Annotated in this window: 20 protein-coding genes; 12 read left to right on the forward strand and 8 right to left on the reverse strand. The window is 72.8% G+C overall.

All coding sequences use genetic code 11. The annotated features are described in order from the left end of the window. Positions 1–118 precede the first annotated feature (118 nt). Positions 119–316, forward strand: a complete 198-nt coding sequence (locus tag ACFVS9_RS33030; protein WP_383118846.1) for a hypothetical protein — start codon at positions 119–121, stop codon at positions 314–316. A gap of 142 nt (positions 317–458) precedes the next feature. Next, a complete protein-coding gene (locus ACFVS9_RS33035) occupies positions 459–1904 on the forward strand; it encodes a hypothetical protein (RefSeq protein ID WP_389938494.1) in 1446 nt (481 codons plus the stop codon). Positions 1905–1973: 69 nt separating this feature from the next. On the opposite strand, the gene ACFVS9_RS33040 is transcribed toward ACFVS9_RS33035, so the two are convergent. After that, positions 1974–2330, reverse strand: a complete 357-nt coding sequence (locus tag ACFVS9_RS33040) for an iron-sulfur cluster assembly accessory protein (RefSeq protein ID WP_056784314.1) — start codon at positions 2328–2330, stop codon at positions 1974–1976. A gap of 229 nt (positions 2331–2559) precedes the next feature. Between ACFVS9_RS33040 and nadA the strand changes: the two genes are divergently transcribed. Further along, on the forward strand, positions 2560–3738 hold the full coding sequence (gene nadA / locus ACFVS9_RS33045) for a quinolinate synthase NadA (protein WP_383118114.1): 1179 nt from the start codon (positions 2560–2562) through the stop codon (positions 3736–3738). A gap of 344 nt (positions 3739–4082) precedes the next feature. Here the strand turns inward: nadA and ACFVS9_RS33050 are convergent, their stop codons facing one another. The 5 genes from ACFVS9_RS33050 to ACFVS9_RS33070 all read right to left on the reverse strand — a co-directional run bounded on the left by ACFVS9_RS33050 (position 4083) and on the right by ACFVS9_RS33070 (position 10661). Beyond that, the gene (locus tag ACFVS9_RS33050) at positions 4083–7238 is read right to left on the reverse strand and encodes an efflux RND transporter permease subunit (RefSeq protein WP_389938497.1); all 3156 of its coding nucleotides are present in this window, start codon (positions 7236–7238) and stop codon (positions 4083–4085) included. Between the two features lie 277 nt (positions 7239–7515). Continuing rightward, positions 7516–8208: a response regulator gene (locus ACFVS9_RS33055; RefSeq protein ID WP_383118112.1), complete on the reverse strand. Its 693-nt coding sequence runs from the start codon at positions 8206–8208 to the stop codon at positions 7516–7518. Continuing rightward, positions 8205–9470 carry a histidine kinase gene (locus tag ACFVS9_RS33060; RefSeq protein WP_383118111.1) on the reverse strand — a complete coding sequence of 422 codons (1266 nt, stop codon included), beginning with the start codon at positions 9468–9470 and terminating at the stop codon, positions 8205–8207. Before ACFVS9_RS33060 ends, ACFVS9_RS33055 begins: the two co-directional genes overlap by 4 nt. 119 nt (positions 9471–9589) lie before the next feature. Next, positions 9590–9868: a hypothetical protein gene (locus ACFVS9_RS33065; RefSeq protein ID WP_383118110.1), complete on the reverse strand. Its 279-nt coding sequence runs from the start codon at positions 9866–9868 to the stop codon at positions 9590–9592. A gap of 10 nt (positions 9869–9878) precedes the next feature. Further along, positions 9879–10661 (reverse strand): PspA/IM30 family protein, encoded by a 783-nt coding sequence (locus tag ACFVS9_RS33070; protein ID WP_014156668.1) that lies wholly within the window; start codon positions 10659–10661, stop codon positions 9879–9881. Between the two features lie 296 nt (positions 10662–10957). On the opposite strand from ACFVS9_RS33070, the gene ACFVS9_RS33075 reads away from it, so the two are divergent. The 3 genes from ACFVS9_RS33075 to ACFVS9_RS33085 all read left to right on the forward strand — a co-directional run bounded on the left by ACFVS9_RS33075 (position 10958) and on the right by ACFVS9_RS33085 (position 13498). Next, positions 10958–11557: a DUF3043 domain-containing protein gene (locus ACFVS9_RS33075; protein ID WP_383118109.1), complete on the forward strand. Its 600-nt coding sequence runs from the start codon at positions 10958–10960 to the stop codon at positions 11555–11557. A 59-nt stretch (positions 11558–11616) separates the two neighbouring features. Continuing rightward, on the forward strand, positions 11617–12351 hold the full coding sequence (locus ACFVS9_RS33080) for a class I SAM-dependent methyltransferase (protein WP_383118115.1): 735 nt from the start codon (positions 11617–11619) through the stop codon (positions 12349–12351). A gap of 73 nt (positions 12352–12424) precedes the next feature. Continuing rightward, positions 12425–13498, forward strand: a complete 1074-nt coding sequence (locus tag ACFVS9_RS33085) for a S1C family serine protease (RefSeq protein ID WP_383118108.1) — start codon at positions 12425–12427, stop codon at positions 13496–13498. 59 nt (positions 13499–13557) lie between these two features. Here the strand turns inward: ACFVS9_RS33085 and ACFVS9_RS33090 are convergent, their stop codons facing one another. Continuing rightward, positions 13558–13761, reverse strand: a complete 204-nt coding sequence (locus tag ACFVS9_RS33090; RefSeq protein ID WP_351271669.1) for a hypothetical protein — start codon at positions 13759–13761, stop codon at positions 13558–13560. Positions 13762–13847: 86 nt separating this feature from the next. Between ACFVS9_RS33090 and ACFVS9_RS33095 the strand changes: the two genes are divergently transcribed. Both ACFVS9_RS33095 and cobT read left to right on the forward strand, forming a co-directional pair. Further along, positions 13848–15050 (forward strand): bifunctional adenosylcobinamide kinase/adenosylcobinamide-phosphate guanylyltransferase, encoded by a 1203-nt coding sequence (locus tag ACFVS9_RS33095; RefSeq protein WP_389938503.1) that lies wholly within the window; start codon positions 13848–13850, stop codon positions 15048–15050. 102 nt (positions 15051–15152) lie between these two features. Then, the gene (gene cobT, locus ACFVS9_RS33100) at positions 15153–16247 is read left to right on the forward strand and encodes a nicotinate-nucleotide--dimethylbenzimidazole phosphoribosyltransferase (RefSeq protein WP_389938506.1); all 1095 of its coding nucleotides are present in this window, start codon (positions 15153–15155) and stop codon (positions 16245–16247) included. 60 nt (positions 16248–16307) lie between these two features. Here the strand turns inward: cobT and ACFVS9_RS33105 are convergent, their stop codons facing one another. After that, on the reverse strand, positions 16308–17084 hold the full coding sequence (locus ACFVS9_RS33105; RefSeq protein WP_383118905.1) for a hypothetical protein: 777 nt from the start codon (positions 17082–17084) through the stop codon (positions 16308–16310). 87 nt (positions 17085–17171) lie between these two features. On the opposite strand from ACFVS9_RS33105, the gene ACFVS9_RS33110 reads away from it, so the two are divergent. The 4 genes from ACFVS9_RS33110 to sucB all read left to right on the forward strand — a co-directional run bounded on the left by ACFVS9_RS33110 (position 17172) and on the right by sucB (position 23286). Next, positions 17172–17960 (forward strand): adenosylcobinamide-GDP ribazoletransferase, encoded by a 789-nt coding sequence (locus ACFVS9_RS33110; protein WP_389938509.1) that lies wholly within the window; start codon positions 17172–17174, stop codon positions 17958–17960. A gap of 181 nt (positions 17961–18141) precedes the next feature. Further along, on the forward strand, positions 18142–19701 hold the full coding sequence (locus ACFVS9_RS33115; protein ID WP_389938512.1) for a leucyl aminopeptidase: 1560 nt from the start codon (positions 18142–18144) through the stop codon (positions 19699–19701). Positions 19702–20041: 340 nt separating this feature from the next. After that, the gene (gene lpdA / locus ACFVS9_RS33120) at positions 20042–21430 is read left to right on the forward strand and encodes a dihydrolipoyl dehydrogenase (RefSeq protein WP_383118902.1); all 1389 of its coding nucleotides are present in this window, start codon (positions 20042–20044) and stop codon (positions 21428–21430) included. A gap of 56 nt (positions 21431–21486) precedes the next feature. Continuing rightward, positions 21487–23286: a 2-oxoglutarate dehydrogenase, E2 component, dihydrolipoamide succinyltransferase gene (gene sucB, locus ACFVS9_RS33125; RefSeq protein WP_389938515.1), complete on the forward strand. Its 1800-nt coding sequence runs from the start codon at positions 21487–21489 to the stop codon at positions 23284–23286. The last annotated feature ends 143 nt before the right edge of the window (positions 23287–23429 follow it).

Genomic DNA, 23429 nt, shown 5'->3' on the forward strand with positions numbered 1-23429 from the left:
CGCCCTCCGGGACGGCGTGACAGTTCACGCTACCCGGTGACGCCACGGTGTCCGAAAGGGCAGAACTACCCGATAGTAGGTCTTTCTACCTGAGCCCCGTCGTGCGTACGGTGCGTTTATGTCGAACACGATCGTTCCGCGGGAGTCCGAGATGAGCCTGGCCGAGCTGCGAGGTGACTGCGCGCGGATGGCGCCGCACTGGGTGGCCCCCACGAGGGCGGCCGTGAAGCCGGTGGAGCCCTCCCGCATCCACGGCGTCACGGTGCCGCCGTCCTCCGCCCGGCTCGTGGACTCCATGTCCGACTACGGCGACTGATCCGGCCGCTCCGGACGCGAAGGCCCCGGTTTCCCCGCCCACTCGGGGGAACCGGGCGCTCCCCTGGCCCGTCCCACCGGTGTCCCCGCCCCGGTGGCGGATGATGCGCCAGTGACGGCAACGCGGCCGAAGGAGCGATCCGGTGAGTACCGAGCGACCCGACAATGACGTGACCGGCCCCCGGCGGCGGCGTTCGCCGCTCGCCGCGGCCTCGGTGGCGGTGGCAGTACTGCTGGCCGGGGGCGGGGCGGCGTACTGGGCCTCGGCCGCGCCGGGGGACGGGCGTACGGAGCCCGGCGGGGCGGCGTCCGGGGACGGGTCCCCGCCGCGCCTTGCCCTGGACCTGGCGGCCGGTCCGTCGGACCCTCCGCCGGGGATCGCCCCCGGTGAGCCGGACCCGCACGGCGGTGCGGTCGTCTACCGCGCCTCGGGCGCGCTGCCGGGCGGCCCCGGCAGCGCCGCCGTGCGGCGCGCCTCGGGCGCGGTGACCGCGGCCGAGGTGGCGCGGCTGGCGAAGGCGCTCGGGGTGGAGGGCACGCCGCACACGGACGGCACGACGTGGAAGGTGGGCAGCGACGGCGACGGTTCCGGGCCGTTCCTGCGGGTGACCGGGAAGGCGCCCGGCACCTGGACGTTCGCCCGGTACGGCTCCGGGGGCACGGACGCCTGCGGTTCCACCGCGACCTGCTCGAAGCGGGACGGGGCGTCCGCCTCCGGCTCGCCGGTCGACGAGGAGGCCGCGAAGGCGGCGGCGGTTCCGGTGCTGGAGGCCGTGGGCCAGGGGGACGCCGTGCTCGACGCGGGCCGGCTCATGGGTTCCACCCGGGTGGTGAACGCCGATCCCGTGGTGGACGGCCTGCCGTCGTACGGCTGGTCGACGGGGATCCAGGTGGGCGCCGGGGGCGAGATCACCGGCGGCAGCGGGCACCTGAAGGGCCTGGAGAAGGGCGACACCTATCCGGTGACCGGTGCGGCCGAGGCGCTGGAGCAGCTCAACGCGGAGGGCCGGCGGGTGTCCGGGTCCGGCGTCGGCGGCTGCGCGACGCCCGAGCCGCTGGAGGGCGGCGTGAGCGCGCCGAAGGCCGACTGCGGCAAGGGGGGCACTCCCCCGGCGGCCACGATGACGGTCGAGGAGGCCCGCTTCGGGCTCTCGGCGCAGTACGCGGACGGCGAGCAGATCCTCGTGCCCTCGTGGCTCTTCTCCGTACGGCCCGAAGGGGAGGCGACGGCGCACACCGTCGCGCGGATCGCGGTGGAACCGGAGCACCTGACCCGCGGGGGCGGCGGGGCCTCCTCCGCGGCACCCGCGGAGGAACCGGGCGGGCGGGGCCCCGCCGTCCTCTCGTACGGCGCGGACGGCCGGACGCTGGAGGTGACGTTCTGGGGCGGAAGGTGCTCCACCTACGCGGCCCGCGCCGAGGAGGACGGCTCCACGGTGCGGGTCACCGTCACCGAGTCGGAGCCGGACCCCGGGAAGGTCTGCGTCATGATCGCCGAGGAGCTGACCCGGAAGGTCACGCTGGACGCCCCGCTGGACGGGCGGAAGGTGACCGACGCGGGGTCGGGCCGGGCGGTCCCGCGCGGCTGAGGCCCCGTACGACGACGACGGCGGCGCTCCCGGATCCGGGGGCGCCGCCGTCGTCCGACGACTCGGGGTTCAGCTGAAGGAGTCACCGCAGGCGCAGGAGCCCGTGGCGTTCGGGTTGTCGATCGTGAAGCCCTGCTTCTCGATGGTGTCCACGAAGTCGACGGAGGCGCCGCCCAGGTACGGGGCGCTCATCCGGTCGGTGACGACCTTGACGCCGCCGAAGTCCTTCACCACGTCCCCGTCGAGCGAGCGCTCGTCGAAGAAGAGCTGGTACCGCAGGCCCGAGCAGCCTCCGGGCTGGACGGCGACGCGCAGGGCGAGGTCGTCACGGCCTTCCTGCTCCAGCAGGGTCCTGACCTTGTCTGCGGCGGCGTCGGACAGGAGGATGCCGTCGCTCACGGTGGTGGTCTCGTCCGATACGGACATCTGCTTCTCTCCCGGGTTGTACGGACTGCTTGCCGACGGTCCAACCATCGGGGCCTCGGATTCATTCCGGGCCAGGCGCGTGTCTGTTCCCTTCATGCTCGCACACCACCCCTGCCGGGGGATGCGTCACATCGACGCTATGGCCGTCGTCAAGCTGACACGAAGCGGCTATGATAGATAGCGTCAATTAGACGAAAAGGCGTTCCGCAGAGAAGAGAGGGTGCGTGTCGTGACCACCGCCCAGCCCCTGGATGTCCAGCCCACGCCACTCGCCCTCCTGCTGCTCGGCCGCGAGGCCGACCCGCGGAGCGAGCGCGGGGTCGAGTGCCCGGGCGACCTGCCCTCCCCGTCCGACCCGGACCTGGTGGAGCGGGCTCGTGCCGCCAAGGAGAAGCTCGGGGACAAGGTCTTCGTGCTCGGCCACCACTACCAGCGCGACGAGGTCATCCAGTTCGCGGACGTCACCGGCGACTCCTTCAAGCTCGCCCGGGACGCGGCGGCGCGGCCCGGGGCGGAGTACATCGTCTTCTGCGGTGTGCACTTCATGGCGGAGTCCGCGGACATCCTGACGGGCGACGACCAGAAGGTCGTCCTGCCCGACCTGGCCGCGGGCTGCTCCATGGCCGACATGGCCACCGCGGAGCAGGTCGCCGAGTGCTGGGACGTGCTGACGGAGGCGGGGGTGGCCGGCCAGGTCGTGCCCGTCTCGTACATGAACTCCTCCGCCGACATCAAGGCGTTCACCGGCCGGCACGGCGGCACGATCTGCACCTCGTCGAACGCGAAGCGCGCCCTGGAGTGGGCCTTCGAGCAGGGCGAGAAGGTCCTCTTCCTCCCGGACCAGCACCTGGGCCGGAACACGGCCGTTCGGGACATGGGGATGACCCTGGAGGACTGCGTCCTCTACAACCCGCACAAGCCGAACGGCGGCCTGACCGCCCAGCAGCTGCGCGACGCGAAGATGATCCTGTGGCGCGGGCACTGCTCGGTGCACGGGCGCTTCTCGGTGGAGTCCGTCGAGGACGTGCGCGCGCGCATACCGGGGGTGAACGTCCTGGTGCACCCGGAGTGCAAGCACGAGGTCGTCGCGGCCGCGGACCAGGTGGGCTCGACGGAGTACATCATCAAGGCCCTGGAGGCGGCCCCGGCCGGTTCGAAGTGGGCCATCGGCACGGAGCTGAACCTGGTACGCCGTCTGGCGAACCGTTTCGCCCCGGAGGGCAAGGAGATCGTCTTCCTCGACCGGACGGTGTGCTTCTGCTCGACGATGAACCGCATCGACCTGCCGCACCTGGTGTGGACCCTGGAGTCGCTGGCCGAGGGGAACCTGGTCAACCGGATCCAGGTCGACGTGGAGACCGAGAAGTACGCCAAGCTCGCGCTGGAGCGGATGCTGGCGCTGCCGTAGCCGGTACCGCGCCACGGCCGTGAGGCCCGGTCCACCGCCGCACGGGCGGGGACCGGGCCTCACGCACGCCGCCGGGCGTCGCGCACACGGGCCGGGCGTCACGCAGGCGACGTACGGGCCTCACGCACGCGGGCCGGGCCTCACGCAGGCGACGTACGGGCCTCACCACCGCTCTCCGGCGGCCCCCCGCACCCCGCCCGGGCTACCCCGCCGCGTGCGGGGGGCCGGATGCCCTCCGGCCGTGGCGCGCGCTGGTCGCGGTCCGCTCGCCCAGGGGGCGGAAACCCCGGGAGGGCCTGCCCCGCACCGTGTGCGGGGCAGGCCCTCCCGTCGTGCCGGGCGGATCAGGCCTGTGCGGGCTCGGCCTCCCTGGCCTCGTCGGGCTCGGAGCCGGACGGGGCGGCGTCGTCCTCCTTCGCCGCACGCTTGTCGGCCTTCTTCTTCGCGCGGCGCTCCTTGCGGAGTTCGACCACCGCGTAGAGCGTCGGCACCAGGAGCAGCGTCAGCAGCGTCGAGGTGATGAGTCCGCCGATCACCACGATCGCCAGCGGCTGCGAGATGAAGCCGCCCTCGCCCGTGACGCCGAGCGCCATCGGGAGCAGCGCGAAGATCGTCGCCAGTGCCGTCATCAGGATCGGGCGCAGACGGTGGCGGCCACCCTCGACGACCGCCTCGACGACTCCCATGCCCTGTGCCCGGTACTGGTTGATCAGGTCGATCAGGACGATCGCGTTGGTCACCACGATGCCGATCAGCATCAGCATGCCGATCATCGCCGGGATGCCCATCGGGGTTCCGGTGACGACCAGGAGGCCGATGGCGCCGGTCGCCGCGAAGGGGATGGAGACCAGCAGGATCAGCGGCTGGATGAGCGACCGGAAGGTGGCCACCAGCAGGATGAAGACGATCGCGACGGCCGCCAGCATGGCCAGCAGGAGCTTGGTGGTGGCGTCGTCCTGGTCCTGGGTGACACCGCCGATGGTGGCGGTGGCGCCGTCCGGGAGGTCCAGGGCGGCGATCTTCTTCTGGAGCGCGGCGCTGACCGCACCGGTGTCGTCGGCCGTCGGCTTGGCGGTGATCGTCGCCGCGCGCTGGCCGTCGATCCGGGTCATGGAGACCGGGCCGGGGACCAGTTCCACGGTGGCGATGTCGCCGAGCACGACCGGGCCGAGCCGCAGGGCCTTCAGCTCGGCCATCGTGGTGGCCGGCTGGGCCGACCGCACCAGGATGTCGCGCTCGGTGTCGTCCATGACCACCTTGCCGGACGGGGTGCCGCGCACCGCTCCGGCGACCGCCGCGCCGAGGGTGGCCTCGCTGAAGCCGGCGTCGGCCGCCTTGTCGTTGGCCCTGACCGAGATGCGGGGGACGCTCTGCGACAGGTCGCTCTGGACGTCGGTGACGTCCTTGAGCTCGGCGACCTCACCGCGCACCGCCTCGGACGCCTTCCTCAGGACGTCCGCGTCGGCGGCCTTGACCACGACGCTGAGGTCCTGGCTGCCGAAGCCGCCGGCCGCGCCGATGGTGGTGTCGCCGATGCCGTCGAGCTTGCCCAGGGCCTCTTCGATCCGGTTCCGGGTGGCCTCGTGGTCCGCCGAGTCCTTCAGGGTGATCTGGTAGGAGGCCTGGTTGGCTCCCGTACCTCCGCCGAAGGCGGCGAGGAAGCCGGAGGAGCCGACCGTGACCTGGTAGTCCTCGACCCCGCGGTCGGCTGCGAGGACCTTCTCGACCTTCTTCGCGGCCTCGTCGGCCGCTTCCAGGCTGGTGCCGGGGGTCAGCTCCTGGTTGAGGGAGAGGACGTCCTGCTCACCCTGCTCGAAGAGGTTCGTCTTCAGCAGGGGGGCCATGCCGAAGGTGCCGAAGAGGACCACGAAGGCGATCACGATGCTGGTGACACGGCGCCGGGTGGCGAAGTGGAGCACCGGGACGTAGATCCGCTGGAGCCGGCTGGCGGCTTCCTTCTCCTCGGCCTGGCGGCGCGCGTCCTCCGGGTTTCCGGCGATGTCCTTGGGGGCCCGCAGGAACCAGTACGACAGGACCGGGATCACGGTCAGCGAGACCAGCAGGGAGGCCAGCAGGGCCGCCGTGACCGTCAGGGAGAACGAGCCGAAGAGCTGGCCGACCATGCCGCCGACGAGGCCGATGGGCAGGAAGACCGCGACGGTGGTGAGCGTGGAGGCGGTGATCGCCCCGGCCACCTCCTTGACGGCGGTGATGATCGCCGCCTGGCGCTCCTCGCCGTAGCCGAGGTGCCGCTTGATGTTCTCCAGGACGACGATCGAGTCGTCGACGACGCGGCCGATCGCGATGGTCAGCGCGCCGAGGGTCAGCATGTTCAGCGACAGGTCGCGGGTCCAGAGCACGATCAGCGCGAGGACCACGGAGAGCGGGATGGAGACCGCGGTGACCAGCGTCGAGCGGATCGACGCGAGGAACACCAGGATCACGACGACCGCGAAGAGCAGGCCGAGCGCGCCCTCGGTGGTCAGGCCGGAGATCGACTTGGAGACCGCGGGGCCCTGGTCGGAGACGACGGTCAGCTCGGCGCCGGAACCGAGGTCCTTGCGCAGGTCGGGGAGCTTGTCCTGGACGGCGTCGGAGATGGCGACGGCGCTGCCGTCCTTGTCCATCGTCGCCATCACGGCGAGGCTCGGCTTGCCGTTCGTGCGGGTGATGGAGACCGCGGTGGCGGGCTCCTGCTTCACCGTGGCGACGTCACCGACGCGGACGGCCCTGCCGGCCTCACCGGTCGCCGGGTTCGCCGCGGAGACCTTCAGGTCCTCGATCTGCTGGAGCGAGGTGAAGGCGCCGCCGACCTGGATGGTGCGGCTCTTGCCCGACTCGGAGAAGGATCCGGCGGGAACGGTGGCGCCGCCCGCCTGGAGCGCCTGCGCGAGCGACCCGGCGTTCATGCCCGCCGCGGCGAGCTTCCGGTCGTCGGGGACGACGGAGACCTCGAGGTCCTGGACGCCGTCCACGGAGACCTGGCCCACGCCCTCGATGTCCTCCAGGGCCGGGACGACGGTGCGGTCGAGCTGGTCGGCGAGCGCCTGCTGGTCCTTGTCCGAGGTGACGGCGAGGACGACGGTCGGGATGTCGTCGGTCGAGCCGGCGACGACCTGCGGGTCCACTCCGTCCGGCAGCTGGGCGCGGGCCCGGTTCACGGCCTGCTGGATGTCGGCGACGAGCTGCTTCGTGCCTTCGTCGCCGAAGTCGAAGGTCGCCATGATGACGGCGTTGCCCTCGCTGGCGGTCGAGGTGATGCCCTCGACGCCGGCGACGGCCTTGATGGTGTTCTCGAGGGGTTCGACGACCTGCTTCTCGACCACGTCGGGAGACGCACCCTGGTAGGGCGCCAGCACCGACACCATCGGGAGCTCGATGGTGGGCAGCAGCTGCTGCTTGAGCTGCGGGATCGCGATCGCCCCGAAAACGAGGGCGACGATCGAGATCAGCCCGATCAGGGCCCGTTGCGCGAGGCTGAATCTTGACAGCCAGGACATGGGTGGGTCTCTCTTCTGTGGCGTACGCGGCAGAGGGGCGGCTGTCCGGTGGTCACCTGGGCGCTCACCTCGTGCTCACCCGGGTGAGGACCTCGGCGCCGGCCTCCGTGAACGCGTCGCGCTCACTTCGGGGTCGCTTCGGTGCCCGCTCCGGCGATCACAGGGGACACAGCCCGCCCGTCCATACGATCGCCGAATCCGCGCCCGAAGTCGTCGGCCCCCGGGTTGCTTTCCTGTTCCGCGCATACCGCAGCTGGAGTAGCCCGGTCTGCACCCGTCACTCCACCCTGGGGCGGACCAGGCCCGATTCGTACGCGATGACGACCAGTTGTGCCCGGTCCCGCGCGCCCAGTTTGGCCATGGCCCGGTTCACGTGGGTCTTCACGGTGAGCGGGCTGACGGCGAGCCGGTCGGCGATCCGGTCGTTGGAGTGCCCGCCCGCGACCTGGACGAGCACCTCGCGCTCGCGCCCGGTGAGTGCGGCGAGACGGGCCGAGTACTCCGCCCCGTCCGGCCCTTCCCCGGCGCTGCCGCCCTGGGCGAGGAAGCTGGCGATGAGGCCCTTCGTGGCGACCGGGGAGAGCAGCGCCTCCCCGGCCGCGGCGACCCGGATGGCGTTGAGGAGTTCGTCCGGCTCCGCGCCCTTGCCCAGGAAGCCGGAGGCGCCGGCCCGCAGGGACTGCACCACGTACTCGTCCACCTCGAAGGTGGTGAGCATGACGATCCGTACGCCCGCCAGGTCCGGGTCGGCGCTGATCGTCCGGGTGGCGGTGAGCCCGTCCGTACCCGGCATCCGGATGTCCATGAGCACGACGTCGGCGAGGGTCGAGCGGGCCAGCGCCACGGCCTCCGCACCGTCCGCCGCCTCACCGACGACCCGCATGTCGGGTTCGGAGTCGACCAGTACCCGGAACGCGCTCCGCAGCAGTGCCTGGTCGTCGGCGAGCAGCACCTTGATGGGCGTCGTCATGCGCATCCCCCCGTCGTCGCCGCCTCGTCCGGCCTCTCCGGCGCGTGTGTGCGGGACGTGACGGGCAGGATCGCATGGACCCTGAACCCGCTTCCGTAACGGGGTCCCGCCGTGAGGGTGCCGCCGAGGGCGGTGACGCGCTCCCGCATGCCGATCAGGCCGTGCCCGCCGCCGTCGGCGGGCGCGGGGCGGGGCCCCGCCCCGCTGCCGGTGTCCAGCACGGTCACCTCGGCGGTCCCCCCGACCCGTACGACGCTGACCTCGGCCTTCGCGTCGGCGCCCGCGTGCTTGCGCACATTGGTCAGGGCCTCCTGGATGATCCGGTAGGCCGCGAGGTCGACCGCCGCGGGCAGCGGGCTGTCCGGGTCGGTGCGGGCCACCTCGACGGGGAGGCCGGCGTTGCGGAAGGTGTCCACGAGCGCGTCGAGGACGGCGAGCCCCGGCGCGGGTTCCGTGGGCGCCTCCGGGTCGCCCGACTGGCGCAGCAGCCCGACCGTCGCCCTGAGCTCGTTGAGCGCGGAGCGGCTGGCCTCCCGTACGTGGGCGAGGGCCTCCTTCGCCTGGTCGGGGCGCCGGTCCATGACGTGGGCCGCGACCCCGGCCTGGACGTTGACCAGGGCGATGTGGTGGGCGACCACGTCGTGCAGGTCCCGGGCGATGCGCAGTCGCTCCTCGGCGACCCTGCGGCGGGCCTCCTCCTCACGGGTGCGCTCCGCGCGCTCGGCCCGCTCCCTGATCGCGTCGATGAACGCGCGCCTGCTGCGCACCGCGTCCCCGGCCGCGCAGGCCAGACCGGTCCAGGCGAGCACGCCGACGTTCTCCTGGCTGTACCAGGGCGTCGAGCCGACCACCATCGCCGCACCGGTCAGCACCACCATGGTCAGCAGGCCGACCCGCAGGGTGGTGGGGCGGTCGGTGCGGGAGGCGACGGTGAACAGCGCGATGACCGCGCTCAGCACGAGGGGGGCGGGCGGATCCTTCAGGAGGAACTCGACGGCGGTCAGCAGCCCGGTCACGGCGAGCACCGCCATGGGGCGGCGCCGGCGCAGTACGAGCGCTCCGGCGGCCAGCACCATCAGCAGCACGCTGGTGGGTTCGGGCGGACCGGCGCCGAGGACGGGTCCGTGCCCCGGGTTCGGCTCGGCGAACGAGGCACAGAACATACAGGCGAGCACCGCCGCGGCCAGCCCGCGGTCGAAGGCGAGGGGATGGCCGCGCAGCCAGCGGCGGGGGCGCACGAACCCGGTTCCGAGGGTGGTCACGTCGAGCAACGGTACGGCGTGCCGCCGTCGTGGCGGTCCGGTGTGCGGACGGCACGGTGCCCCGCGCCCGGCGGACCGGGGCGGGGCACCATGAGGAGTGCGGAGCGGGCGGCCCCGTGTCAGCCGGGGATCAGCCCGTCGTCACGGAGCATGGAGCGCACTTGTTCGAGGGTGGCGTCAGGGGCCGGGAGGATCAGTTCGGACGGCTCCAGGGAGTCGTCCGGGAGCGGCGAGCCGAGCTCGCGCACCTTGTCCAGAAGCGCGTGGAGCGTGGTGCGGAAGCCGGGTCCGTCACCGCTCTCCATCTCCGCGAGGAGTATGTCGTCGAGCTTGTTCAGCTCGGCGACATGACTGTCGGCCAGTACGACCTGGCCCTCCCCCATGATCCGTACGATCATGACGCCGCCCTCACTGCTTGTCGAACTTGTGCGGGGACTGCTGCGACTGCGGTGCCGCGTCCTCGGCGCCGCCCTCGATGGCCTGCTGCTGCCCGGCGGAACCCCCGGCCAGCTCGGCCTTCATGCGCTGCAGTTCCAGTTCTACATCCGTACCACCCGAGATCCGGTCCAGCTCGGCGGCGATGTCGTCCTTCGCCGTGCCGGACGGGTCGTCGAGGGCCCCGGAGGCCAGCAGCTCGTCGATGGCTCCCGCACGCGCCTGGAGCTGCTGGGTCTTGTCCTCGGCCCGCTGGATCGCCAGGCCGACGTCACCCATCTCCTCGGAGATGCCGGAGAAGGCCTCACCGATCCGGGTCTGGGCCTGGGCCGCCGTGTAGGTGGCCTTGATCGTCTCCTTCTTCGTCCGGAAGGCGTCGACCTTGGCCTGCAGACGCTGGGCCGCGAGAGTGAGTTTCTCCTCCTCGCCCTGCAGCGTCTGGTGCTGCGTCTCCAGGTCCGTGACCTGCTGCTGGAGGGCGGCGCGCCTCGACAGCGCCTCGCGGGCCAGGTCCTCCCGGCCGAGCGCGAGCGCCTTGCGCCCCTGGTCCTCCAGCTTGGACGACTGCCCCTGCAACTGGTTCAGCTGCAGCTCCAGGCGTTTGCGCGAGGTCGCCACATCGGCGACGCCGCGGCGCACCTTCTGAAGCAGCTCCAGCTGCTTCTGGTACGAGTAATCGAGGGTCTCGCGCGGATCCTCGGCCCGGTCAAGGGCCTTGTTTGCCTTCGCGCGGAAGATCATCCCCATACGCTTCATGACACCGCTCATGGGCTTCGCGCGCCCCCTTCTGACGGACTGAGCTCCAGCACTCCAACAGAACCCACAGTACGGGCCCTGTCTCCATTACCGCACTGTTCGAGCACGGATGTGGTCCTCCGCAAGGACGACTGCGGCCCGTGATCGCTCCCGCCCAGGGAGTAGACGGGCCTCGGGGAACGGGTCCGCGACGTCCGTTCTGCCCCTGTCGGGACACTTTTCGGGACGCGGGCCGTTGCCGGATCGTTCTCGCCCGGTCCCCGGGAGCCGCGGCCGACCCCGTACCCTTGGGTTTTGTGTTCCGTAGCCGTTCCAAGGAAGAGAAGGCCCCCACCGGCAAGGTGACGGCGGACCTCTCCAAGCAGCCCCGCGACCCCCAGGCTCCCAAGGGTCGCCCCACCCCCAAGCGCAGCGAGGCCCAGACGCAGCGCCGGCGAGCCTCCAGCGGCGCGCCGACCGATCGCAAGGAGGCCGCGAAGCGCCAGCGCGAGGCGCGCCGGGCGGACCTGGCCCGGCAGCGGGAGGCACTCGCGTCGGGCGACGAGCGCTATCTGCCGGTGCGCGACAAGGGCCCCGTGCGGCGTTACGTCCGCGACTTCGTGGACTCGCGCTTCTGCATCGCGGAGTATTTCCTTCCGCTCGCGGTGGTCATCCTGATCCTCAGCGTGATCCAGGTGCAGAACATCCAGAACATCTCGCTGCTGCTCTGGCTCGGCGTGATCGTGCTGATCGTGGTCGACTCCATCGGCCTCGGGTTCCGCCTCAGGAAGCAGCTGGCCGATCGCTTCCCGGACACCCCGAAGCGCGGCGCGGTGGCCTACGGCCTGATGCGTACGCTCCAGATGCGCCGGCTGCGTCTGCCCAAGCCGCAGGTCAAGCGCGGAGAGCGGCCCTGAGCACGGAGACCTCCGGCTTCACGGGGGTGTCCTCCCAGTGGCTGAGCGGCCTCGGCGGACTGCGCAACACGGTCCGCCAGGAGCTCGTCGCCCGGCAGCTGGACGAGCAGATAGCCGCGCGCTTCCCCGTGGGGCAGCGGCTGCGGGTGCTCGACGTGGGCATGGGCCAGGGCACCCAGGCGCTGCGCCTGGCCCGGGCCGGGCACTCCGTGACGGGCCTGGAGTCCGACGCCGAGATGCTGCGCTCCGCGCGGGAGTCCCTGGCCGGTGAGCCCGAGGGCATCCGGGAACGGATGCGGCTCATCGAGGGCGACGGCCGTGACACCGGGGTGCACTTCCTGCCGGGCAGCTTCGACGTGGTGCTCTGCCACGGCGTACTGATGTACGTCCCCGAGCCGGACCCGCTGCTGGCCGGCCTGGCCCGGATGCTGGCACCCGGCGGGCTGCTCTCCCTGCTCGTGCGGAACGCGGACGCGCTGGCGATGCGGCCGGGGACGGCCGGCGACTTCGGCGCGGCCCTCGCGGCGTTCGACACCGACACGTACACGAACAGGCTCGGACTCGACGTGCGGGCCGACCGGCTCGGCACGCTGCGGGCCACCCTCGCGGGCATCGCGGCCCCGCTGCACGCCTGGTACGGCGTCCGGGTCTTCACGGACAACGTGGGCAACGAGGCGGAGCTGCCCGGCCCCGAGGAGCTGGACCGGGTGTTCGCCGCCGAGGACCGTGCGGGGCGGACCGATCCGTACCGCGGTGTGGCCGCGCTGCTGCACCTGTGCGGCGTACGCGGCTGACGCGGCCGCGGCCGTACGCCTGATCGGCCCAGCAGCACAGGCCGCCGCCGGTGGCCCTGGCGATACTCCGGGCATGGACGCAACCCCCGCCCGCAACCGGGTACGCCGCTCACTCATCCCGCCGGCCGCCGCCGCCTGCGCGGTCGCCCTGGCCGTCGGCTGCGCCGGTCCGGGGGCAGCCCCCGCCGCCGCTCCCGCCCGTCAGGCGGTGGCGTCCCCGGCCGCCGGTGACCTCCAGGCCCAGTACCAGGCCGTCATCAAGAACGTGCTGCCCTCCGTCGTGCAGGTCGCCGCCGGGGACGGCCTCGGCTCGGGCATCGTCTACGACAACCAGGGCCACATCGTCACCAACGCCCATGTCGTGGGCAACGAGAAGACGTTCGAGGTCAGCGTCGCGACCGGTGAGCGGGTGCTCAAGGCCTCGCTGGTCTCGTCCTACCCGGAGCAGGACCTGGCCGTCATCAAGCTCGACGACGCCCACGACGGGCTGCGGGCCGCGCAGTTCGGGAACAGCGACAAGGTCGAGGTCGGGCAGATCGTCCTGGCCATGGGCTCCCCGCTCGGCCTGTCCAGCAGCGTCACCCAGGGCATCGTCTCGGCGGTCGGACGGACCGTCAGCGAGAGCCGCTCGGGCGGTGGCACCGGGGCGACGCTCGCCGACATGGTGCAGACCTCGGCCGCCATCAACCCCGGCAACAGCGGCGGCGCGCTCGTGAACCTCGACAGCGAGGTGATCGGCATCCCGACCCTCGCCGCGACGGACCCGCAGCTGGGGGACTCGGCGGCTCCCGGGATCGGCTTCGCCATCCCCGTCTCGATGGTGCGGACGGTCGCCGACCAGATCATCAGGTCGGGCAAGGTCACCGACTCGGGCCGCGCCGCCCTGGACGTCACGGGCCGGACCGTCGTCGACAGCGCCTACCAGCCCGCCGGTGTCGCCCTGGTGAGCGTCCAGAAGGGCGGAGCCGCGGCGAAGGCGGGCCTGCGCGTCGGGGACATCATCACCCGGATCGGTGACACGCCGGTCACCACGATCACCTCGCTGTCGGAGGCCCTGGCCGGTGACAAGCCGGGCCAGAAGGTCACGGTGGTGTTCAAGCGGGGCGACGCCTCGAAGTCCGCCGAGGTCACCCTGGGCGAGATCTGAGAGCGGGCCGGGGGCGGGCGTCCCGCCCGGACACCGGGGTCCGGGCGGGGCCCCGGGCCTCAGTCGGCCTGGAGGCTCATCGGGCCGTAGATCCTCGTCGCGTCCTCGAAGAGGGTCACCTGGTCCGCGCCGCCTTCGAGGAGCTCCTTCCAGAACTCACCGATCCAGGACTCCGCGTCGCCCTGTGTCGTGAACTCCTCCGGCTGCAGCGCCGGCTCCGTCTCCGTACCGTCGGACTTCTCGAACCGCCACGTCCACGCCATGTCCGCCTCCTGGGTCACGTTGCTCCCCGAAGACTAGTGGGTGTCCCGGGCGCGCAGGCGGTTCACGGACACGGGAGGATCAGACCGTGGAACTGACACTGCTGGGCACCGGAGCCCCCGACGGGCTGCCGAGGCCCGACTGCCCGTGTGCCGTCTGCGCGTCCTCCCGGGGGGCCGGGGCACGCGCCGCGACCGCGCTGCTCGTGGACGACGCGCTGCTGCTGGACCTCACGCCGGGCGCCGTGTTCGCCGCGGCGCGTGCGGGCCGCTCGCTGGCCGCCGTACGGCAGGTGCTGCTGACCCACCCCCACGACGGGCCCGCGATGGAGCTGCCCGCCTCGCTCCCGCCCGCGGGGCGGGTCCCGGACGGCCAGGAGCTGACGCTGATCAGCGGGCACCGGGTCAGGGCCGTGGCGATGGACTCGCCGGGCACCGGGTACGAGGTGACGTCGCCGGAGGGTGAGCGCGTGCTCTACCTGCCGCCCGGGGCCTCCCCCGCCGGTCTGGCCGCCCCGGTGGCCGAGCCGTACGACATGGTCGTGTGCGACGTGACCGGCCGGCCGGACGCCGTGGCCAGGCTGCGGGCGGCGGGGGCCGTCGGGCCGGGCACCGAGGTGATCGCCGTCCACCTGGACCACGACGCGCCGCCCGGGGCGGAACTGGACCGGCGGCTCGCGGCGGGCGGGGCGCGGGCCGTGCCGGACGGGACGACCCTGCCGGTGGGGGCGTACCACGCGGTGCCCGAGGTGCCCCGGCGCACCCTGGTCACGGGCGGGGCCAGGTCGGGGAAGTCGGTGGAGGCCGAGCAGCGTCTGGAGACCTTCCCCGAGGTGGTGTACGTGGCGACGGGCGGCCGTCGCGCGGGGGACGCCGAGTGGGAGGCCCGGATCGGGCTGCACCGTGAGCGCAGGCCCGCCGCCTGGCGCACCGAGGAGACCTGCGAGCTCGCGGGTCTCCTGGAGGAGGACGGCCCGCCGCTGCTGATCGACTGCCTGTCGCTGTGGCTCACGGACGCGATGGACCGGGTCGGGGCGTGGGAGGACGAGCGGTGGGCGGACGGCGGGGAGGAGAAGCTCCGCGCGCGGGTCGCCGAGCTGGTCCGCGCGGTGCGCGGGACACGTCGTACGGTCGTCGCCGTGACCAACGAGACCGGCTCCGGCGTGGTCCCCGCGACGGCCTCCGGGCGGCGCTTCCGGGACGAACTGGGCCGCCTGAACGCCGCGTTCGCCGCCGAGTGCGAGCAGGTGCTGCTCGTGGTGGCGGGGCGGGCGCTGGTGCTGCGGGGCTGAGCCGGGGCCGGGGGCGCGGCGGGGGCTGCGGGTACTGTTCCGCACAGGGAGCCCCCCGGCGGGCTCCGGCCCACCCTGTGACGACCCGCGAGGCAGACCCCCGTGAATCTGGACGACTTCTCCGACCTGATCGAACGCCCCGACGGAGGCGTACGGCGTGATGCCGAGGAACGCCGGGAGCGGTTCGCCGTTCCCGTCGGCGCGCTCGGCCGGCTCGACGAGCTGGGCGAGTGGCTGTCGGCCGCCCAGCAGTCGGTGCCCGTCAAGGCGATCGAGCGGCCGCGCGTCGTGCTGTTCGCCGGTGACCACGGGGTGGCGGAGCTGGGGGTCTCCGGCCGGGCTGCCGGGACGGCCCACGAGCTGGTGCGCGCCGCGCTGGACGGCGCGAGCCCGGTCTCCGTGCTGGCCCGCCGCTTCTCCGTCCCGGTGCGGATCGTGGACGCGGGCCTGGACTGCGATCCGGAACTCCTGCCCGACGCCGTCGTACGCAGCCGGGTGCGGCGCGGCAGCGGCCGGATCGACGTCGAGGACGCCCTGACGGCCGAGCAGGCCGAGCAGGCCGTACGGCTCGGGATGCGCGTCGCCGACGAGGAGGCCGACTCCGGTACGGACCTGGTAGTGCTGGGTGACCTGAGCGTCGGCGGTACGACGGCGGCCTCGACGCTGATCGCCGCCCTCTGCGGCACGGACGCCTCGGTGGTGACCGGGCGCGGCGGCGCGGGCATCGACGACCTGGCGTGGATGCGCAAGTGCGCGGCGATCCGGGACGCGCTGCGGCGGGCCCGGCCGGTCCTCGGCGACCAGCTGGAGCTGCTGGCGGCCGTGGGCGGCGCGGATCTGGCGGCCATGACGGGATTCCTGCTGCAGAGCGCGGTGCGCCGGATGCCCGTGGTGCTGGACGGGGTGGTCTCGGCGGCCTGTGCCCTGGTGGCCCAGCGCGCGGCGTTCCGCGCGCCGGACTGGTGGCTCGCCGGTCAGGTCAGCGGTGAGCCGGCCCAGGCCAAGGCGCTGGACCGGATGGCGCTGACCCCGCTCCTGGACCACGGGGTGTCGGTGGGCGAGGGAAGCGGCGCCCTGCTGGCGCTGCCGCTCGTCCAGGCGGCGGCGGCGCTGGCGGCGGAGCTGCCCGAGCGCGTGCGGGAGCCCGCCGGGGACGAGCCCTCGCAGGACCCGGAGCCCGCGCAGACCACGGCCTGACGCGGTCGGGAACGGACGGCGGCGGACCCCACCGGCCCCGGGGCGCCCCGGGGCCCCGCCTCACGTTCCGCCGTCCCCCGGGCCGGGGCCCGGCAGCGGGGTCCTGTCCGGGGTTCCGCCGATCAGGTCCTGGAAGCGGCGTCGCGGGCCCGCCCAGCGGACGTCGTGGTGGTACGCCCTCAGCACGGCCCGGGCGCGGGCCCGGTGGCGCCGGCGGTAGAAGCGCTTCGCCCAGGGCGAGGCGGGCCGGGCCAGCCGGAGCGCTCCGACCAGCGCGATGAACGGGACGAGGGTGCCGATCACCGCCATCCGGGCCTTGCCCTTGAACAGGGTGATCAGCACGAACGCGAAGTTGACGAGGTAGGTCAGGACGACGCCCAGCCTGTTCTGCTGCTGCTCGCCGCTCAGCTCCTCCACGCCGAACGGTGAGAACCCGGCGAGCACGAGCAGGACGAGCGAGGCGGTCAGGACGACCATCTCCACGCTCTGGCGGCCCTCCTCGGTCCAGTAGACGTCGTCGAGGTGCAGGATCAGCGCGAACTCGTCGAGGACCAGGCCGGCCCCCACCGCGAAGACGACCGCGAAGATCCCGGCGGCCACGCCGTGCTGGCCGCTCGCGACCGCGCCGAAGCCTCCGACGACCGCGAGCACCACGCCGGGCACCACGTGGTGGACGTGCACGCCGCCGGGCGTGAAGTTGCGGAACGGGCCCTTCCCGGCCCTGATCATCCGGGTGATCATCCGGGTCACGGCGAAGGTCAGCACGAAGGCGCTCAGGGCGAGCAGCAGCGGGAGCTTGCCCGGCTCGACGATGTTCTGCTGGAACCAGTGACCCATCCCACCTCCACCCGGAATCCCGCCTCTGCGGCTTTTTGGGTACTCTGCCCGATCCGGTGGGCGGGCGCACCGGCTAGCCTGCGCGCGGTGACCTCCCTGAACAGCCACGGCCTGCGATTCGCCTTCGGCACCCTGACCGCGCTCCCCGTCCGCGTCTCCCGCTGGGACCGCGGGACGGCGCGGGCCGGCATGCTGTGCGCCCCGCTCGCCGGACTCGCGGTGGGGCTGCTCGCGGCGGTCCCCGGTGTGCTGCTCCTGCTCGGCGGGGCGGGGCCCCTGGTGGCGGCGGTCGCCTCCGCGGCGCTGCCCGCCGCGCTGACCCGGGGCCTGCACCTGGACGGGCTCGCGGACACCGCCGACGGGCTCGGCAGCGCCAGGCCGGCCGAGGACGCGCTGCGGATCATGAAGCGGTCGGACATCGGCCCGTTCGGTGTGGTCACCCTGCTGTTCGTGCTGCTGGCCCAGGTCGCCGCGCTCTTCGAGCTGTACGGGCGCGGCTGGGCCGACGGCGCACTGGGCACGGTCACCGCCGCGGTCACCGCCCGGCTCGCGCTCACACTGGCCTCGCGCCGCGGTGTCCCGCCCGCCCGGCCGGAGGGTCTGGGCGCGGCGGTGGCGGGCACGGTCCCGCCCCTGGGCGGGGCGGCCGTCGCCTGCGCGGTGGTCGCGTGCTGCGCGGCGGCCGGCGCGCCGCTCGGCGGCTACGGCGCCGCGCTGCACCACGCCCTCGCCGTCCTGGCGGGCCTGGTGGCCGCGCAGATGATGCTGCGTCACTGCGTGCGGCGCTTCGGCGGGGTGACCGGCGACGTGTTCGGGGCGCTGGAGGAGACGGCCGCCACGGCCGCCCTGCTGGTGCTGTCGCTGTCCCCGGGCTGACGGCCGGCACGGGGTGCCGCGCCCCCTGTCCGGCCCCCGACAGCCCCGCCCCCGTGAACCGGATGCAACGGCGCGCGTAGGCTCATTCCCGGCACATTGCGGCGGTGTCTACGATGCGCCGGGCACGGTCGGCCCACCCCTCGACCGGTACACCACTCAACGGAAGCGAGATTTCACCACCGTGACAGCTCTCACTCTCAGCACCTCAGGTGCGGCGACGCTGCGCGCCGACGCACTCGTCGTCGGCGTCGCCAAGGCCGCCGGATCCAAGGCCGGCGGCCTGGTCGTCGCACCCGGCGCCGAGGACGTGGTCAAGGCGTTCGACGGAAAGCTCGCCACCGTCCTGGAGACCCTGGGTGCCTCGGGTGCCGAGGGCGAAGTGACCAAGCTCCCCGCCCCGTCCGGCCTCAAGGCCCCGGTCGTCCTCGCGGTCGGGCTCGGTCCGGTCCCGGCGAAGGACGAGGCGTACGACGCGGAGACCCTGCGCCGTGCGGCGGGCAGCGCCGCGCGTGCCCTGAAGGGTTCGAAGAAGGCCGGTTTCGCCCTGCCGACGGAGTCCGCCGAGGACGCCGGGGCGGTCGCGGAGGGCGCCCTGCTGGGCGCGTACGCCTTCACCGCCTACCAGGGCGGCGAGAACAGGCTCGCCCCCAAGGGCGCCAAGGCGGGCGGGAACGAGGCGAAGCTCCCGCTCGGCGAGGTCGCCCTGCTCGGCGGCAAGCCGCGTGACAAGGCCTTCAAGGCGGCCGTCGAGCGCGCCCTGGCGGTCACCGAGGAGATCAACCGGGCCCGTGACCTGATCAACACCCCGCCGAACGACCTGTACCCCGAGTCCTTCGCCGCCGTGGCCTCCGCCGCCGGCAAGGAGCACGGCATCAAGGTGCAGGTCCTCGACGAGAAGGCGCTCGTCAAGGGCGGCTACGGCGGTCTGCTCGGCGTCGGCCAGGGCTCCACCCACGGCCCGCGCCTGGTCAAGCTGGCCTACACCCACCCCAAGGCGGAGAAGACGCTCGCCCTGGTCGGCAAGGGCATCACCTACGACTCGGGCGGCATCTCGCTCAAGCCGGCCGGCCACAACGAGACGATGAAGTGCGACATGAGCGGCGCGGCCGCCGTGTTCGCCGCCGTCGTCTCGGCGTCCCGTCTCGGCCTCCGGGTCAACGTCACCGGCTGGCTGGCCCTCGCCGAGAACATGCCGTCCGGCAACGCCACCCGCCCCGGTGACGTGCTGCACATGTACAGCGGCAAGACCGTCGAGGTCCTCAACACCGACGCAGAGGGCCGCCTCGTCCTCGCCGACGCGCTGACCCGCGCCTCCGAGGAGAAGCCCGACGCGATCGTCGACGTGGCGACCCTGACGGGCGCGATGGTCCTGGCCCTCGGCAACCGCACCTTCGGTGTCATGGCCAACGACGACGCCTTCCGTACGTCGATCCACGAGATCGCCGAGGAGGTCGGCGAGGCCTCCTGGCCGATGCCGCTCCCCGCCGACCTGCGCAAGGGCATGGACTCCCCGACCGCCGACATCGCCAACATGGGCGAGCGGATGGGCGGCGGCCTGGTGGCCGGACTGTTCCTTCAGGAGTTCGTCGGCGAGGGCATCGCGTGGGCGCACCTGGACATCGCGGGCCCGGCCTTCCACGAGGGCGCCCCGTACGGCTACACGCCCAAGGGCGGCACCGGATCCGCGGTCCGCACCCTGGTGCGGCTGGCCGAGCGCACGGCGGCCGGCGACCTCGGCTGAGTCCCGGAACGCGCGTCGCGCGGACCCGTGCGCGGGGTTCGCTCGCGGCGCACACGGCCCCGGGCATACGTCCGGGGCCGTGTGCGTTCCCCTGGTGGCTCCGACCACCATTTTTCCGGAAATCTGTACGCATCGGAATCCGTCGGGACCGGATCCTGGTCCGGCTCGGAGCAGGGGCCCGCGTCCCGTCCGCCCTCAACAAGTGCGAAGATGGGTTCTCGGCAGGACAGGGCCCCCACCACAGGGCCGAATAACGCAAGCGGCCGAACACCAGCCGACCGGCCGGTCACACCCCAGCGACGGGGCCCGGCGTACGGCGCACATGCATGGAGGACGTGACGTGGCGAACGACGCCAGCACCGTTTTCGACCTAGTGATCCTCGGCGGTGGCAGTGGCGGTTACGCCGCGGCCCTGCGCGGAGCTCAGCTGGGCCTGGACGTCGCACTGATCGAGAAGGGCAAGGTCGGCGGCACCTGCCTGCACAACGGCTGCATCCCGACGAAGGCGCTGCTGCACGCCGGCGAGATCGCCGACCAGGCCCGCGAGGCCGAACAGTTCGGCGTGAAGGCCACCTTCGAGGGCATCGACATGGCGGCCGTCCACAAGTACAAGGACGACGTGATCTCGGGCCTGTACAAGGGCCTGCAGGGTCTCATCGCCTCGCGCAAGGTGCACTACATCGAGGGTGAGGGCCGGCTCTCGTCGCCCACCTCGGTGGACGTCAACGGCCAGCGCGTCCAGGGCCGCCACGTGCTCCTGGCGACCGGCTCCGTGCCGAAGTCGCTGCCGGGCCTGGAGATCGACGGCAACCGCGTCATCTCCTCGGACCACGCGCTGAAGCTGGACCGCGTGCCCGCGTCCGCGATCGTCCTGGGCGGCGGCGTCATCGGCGTCGAGTTCGCGTCGGCGTGGAAGTCCTTCGGCACCGACGTCACCATCGTCGAGGGCCTGAAGCACCTGGTCCCGGTCGAGGACGAGAACAGCTCCAAGCTTCTTGAGCGCGCGTTCCGCAAGCGCGGCATCAAGTTCAACCTCGGCACCTTCTTCGACAAGGCCGAGTACACGCAGGACGGCGTGAAGGTCTCCCTCGCCGACGGCAAGACCTTCGAGGCGGAGGTGCTGCTGGTCGCGATCGGCCGCGGCCCGGTCTCGCAGGGTCTGGGCTACGAGGAGGCCGGTGTCGCGATGGACCGCGGCTACGTCCTCGTCGACGAGTACATGCAGACCAACGTCCCGACGATCTCGGCCGTCGGCGACCTGGTCCCGACCCTCCAGCTCGCCCACGTCGGCTTCGCCGAGGGCATCCTGGTGGCGGAGCGGCTCGCCGGACTCAAGACCGTGCCGGTCGACTACGACGGCGTGCCGAAGGTGACGTACTGCCACCCCGAGGTCGCCTCCGTCGGCATCACCGAGGCCAAGGCCAAGGAGATCTACGGTGCGGACAAGGTCGTCGCCCTCAAGTACAACCTCGCGGGCAACGGCAAGAGCAAGATCCTGAAGACCGCGGGCGAGATCAAGCTCGTCCAGGTCAAGGACGGTGCCGTGGTCGGCGTCCACATGGTCGGTGACCGTATGGGCGAGCAGGTCGGCGAAGCCCAGCTGATCTACAACTGGGAGGCGCTGCCGGCCGAGGTCGCGCAGCTCATCCACGCCCACCCGACGCAGAACGAGGCGATGGGCGAGGCCCACCTGGCCCTGGCGGGCAAGCCTCTCCACTCCCACGACTGATCCAGTCCCGGGGACGACCGACCACTTCCGCACTTTCGTAAGGAGCAACTGAAACCATGTCGGTTTCCGTAACCCTTCCGGCGCTCGGCGAGAGCGTCACCGAGGGCACTGTCACCCGTTGGCTGAAGGCCGAGGGCGAGCGCGTCGAGGCCGACGAGCCGCTGCTCGAGGTCTCGACCGACAAGGTCGACACCGAGATCCCCGCGCCCGCCTCCGGCGTGCTCGCGTCCATCAAGGTCGCCGAGGACGAGACCGTCGAGGTCGGCGCCGAGCTGGCCGTCATCGATGACGGTTCGGGCGCGCCCGCCCCGGCCGCCGCTCCGGCCGCCGAGGCACCTGCCGCCGAGGCCCCCGCCGCTCCGGCCGCCCCCGCCGAGGAGGCTCCGGCGCCCGCCGAGGCCCCCGCGGCCGAGGCTCCCGCCGCCGCTCCGGCCGGCGGTGCCTCGGGCACCGACGTCACCCTCCCCGCGCTCGGCGAGAGCGTCACCGAGGGCACCGTCACCCGCTGGCTGAAGGAGGTCGGCGAGGAGGTCACGGAGGACGAGCCCCTGCTCGAGGTCTCCACGGACAAGGTCGACACCGAGATCCCCGCCCCGGTCTCCGGCGTGCTGCTGGAGATCGTCGTCGGTGAGGACGAGACCGCCGAGGTCGGCGCCAAGCTCGCCGTCATCGGTGCTCCGGGTGCCGCACCGGCCGCCGCTCCGGCACCGGCCGCCCCGGCCCCCGCCGCCGCCCCGGCCCCGGCTCCGGCCGCACCGGCTCCCGCGCCTGCCGCACCGGCCGCACCCGCACCGGCCGCCCCCGCCGCTCCGGCTCCGGCCGCTCCGGCACCGGCTCCGGCCGCACCCGCCCCCGCACCGGCTGCCCCGGCACCGGCCGCGCAGGCTCCGGCGGCTCCTTCCGGTTCCGCCGGTGACGACGGCGCGTACGTCACGCCGCTGGTCCGCAAGCTCGCCGCCGAGAACGGTGTCGACCTGGGCGCGGTCAAGGGCACCGGCGTCGGTGGCCGGATCCGCAAGCAGGACGTCGTCGCCGCGGCGGAGGCCGCCAAGGCCGCCGCCGCCGCACCGGCACCGGCTCCGGCCGCTGCCGCCGCTCCGGCCGCCTCGAAGGCGCCGAAGCTGGAGGCGTCCCCGCTGCGCGGTCAGACGGTCAAGATGACCCGCATGCGCAAGGTCATCGGCGAGAACATGATGAAGGCGCTGCACTCGCAGGCCCAGCTGACCACGGTCCTCGAGGTCGACATCACCAAGCTGATGAAGCTGCGCAACCAGGCGAAGGAGTCCTTCGCGGCCCGTGAGGGCGTCAAGCTGTCCCCGATGCCGTTCTTCGTGAAGGCGGCGGCCCAGGCGCTGAAGGCCCACCCGGTCGTCAACGCCCGGATCAACGAGGACGAGGGCACCATCACGTACTTCGACTCGGAGAACATCGGCATCGCCGTGGACGCCGAGAAGGGCCTGATGACCCCGGTCATCAAGGGTGCGGGCGACCTGAACATCGCGGGCATCGCGAAGAAGACCGCCGAGCTGGCCGGCAAGGCGCGCGGTGGCGGGCTGACCCCGGACGACATGTCCGGTGCCACCTTCACCGTCAGCAACACCGGTTCGCGCGGCGCGCTGTTCGACACCGTGATCGTTCCGCCGAACCAGGCGGCCATCCTGGGCATCGGCGCCACGGTCAAGCGTCCGGCGGTCATCGAGACCCCCGAGGGCACCGTCATCGGCGTCCGCGACATGACCTACCTGTCGCTCTCCTACGACCACCGTCTGGTGGACGGCGCGGACGCCGCCCGTTACCTGACCACGGTCAAGGCGATCCTCGAGGCGGGCGAGTTCGAGGTCGAGCTCGGCCTCTGAGCCCGGCAGTTGTAACCAGCCTCACCAGCGGCGCCCCCGTCCGGAACACCTCCGGACCGCGGGGCGGCCGGGTACGGGGGGGGAATAACAAGACCACGCCCCCCGAGCCCAACAACAGCTGGGTTAGGGGGGGTGGGGGGGGA

This window comes from Streptomyces sp. NPDC058008, assembly GCF_042886395.1.
Lineage (GTDB): Bacteria > Actinomycetota > Actinomycetes > Streptomycetales > Streptomycetaceae > Streptomyces.

Excerpts from the sequence above, each read along its gene's own strand:
- ACFVS9_RS33030 (WP_383118846.1), top strand. The coding sequence starts at position 119 with ATGTCGAACACGATCGTTCCGCGGGAGTCCGAGATGAGCCTGGCCGAG.
- ACFVS9_RS33040 (WP_056784314.1), bottom strand. The coding sequence starts at position 2,330 with ATGTCCGTATCGGACGAGACCACCACCGTGAGCGACGGCATCCTCCTG.
- ACFVS9_RS33050 (WP_389938497.1), bottom strand. The coding sequence starts at position 7,238 with ATGTCCTGGCTGTCAAGATTCAGCCTCGCGCAACGGGCCCTGATCGGG.
- ACFVS9_RS33055 (WP_383118112.1), bottom strand. The coding sequence starts at position 8,208 with ATGACGACGCCCATCAAGGTGCTGCTCGCCGACGACCAGGCACTGCTG.
- ACFVS9_RS33065 (WP_383118110.1), bottom strand. The coding sequence starts at position 9,868 with ATGATCGTACGGATCATGGGGGAGGGCCAGGTCGTACTGGCCGACAGT.
- ACFVS9_RS33070 (WP_014156668.1), bottom strand. The coding sequence starts at position 10,661 with ATGAAGCGTATGGGGATGATCTTCCGCGCGAAGGCAAACAAGGCCCTT.
- ACFVS9_RS33085 (WP_383118108.1), top strand. The coding sequence starts at position 12,425 with ATGGACGCAACCCCCGCCCGCAACCGGGTACGCCGCTCACTCATCCCG.
- ACFVS9_RS33090 (WP_351271669.1), bottom strand. The coding sequence starts at position 13,761 with ATGGCGTGGACGTGGCGGTTCGAGAAGTCCGACGGTACGGAGACGGAG.
- ACFVS9_RS33105 (WP_383118905.1), bottom strand. The coding sequence starts at position 17,084 with ATGGGTCACTGGTTCCAGCAGAACATCGTCGAGCCGGGCAAGCTCCCG.
- sucB (WP_389938515.1), top strand. The coding sequence starts at position 21,487 with ATGTCGGTTTCCGTAACCCTTCCGGCGCTCGGCGAGAGCGTCACCGAG.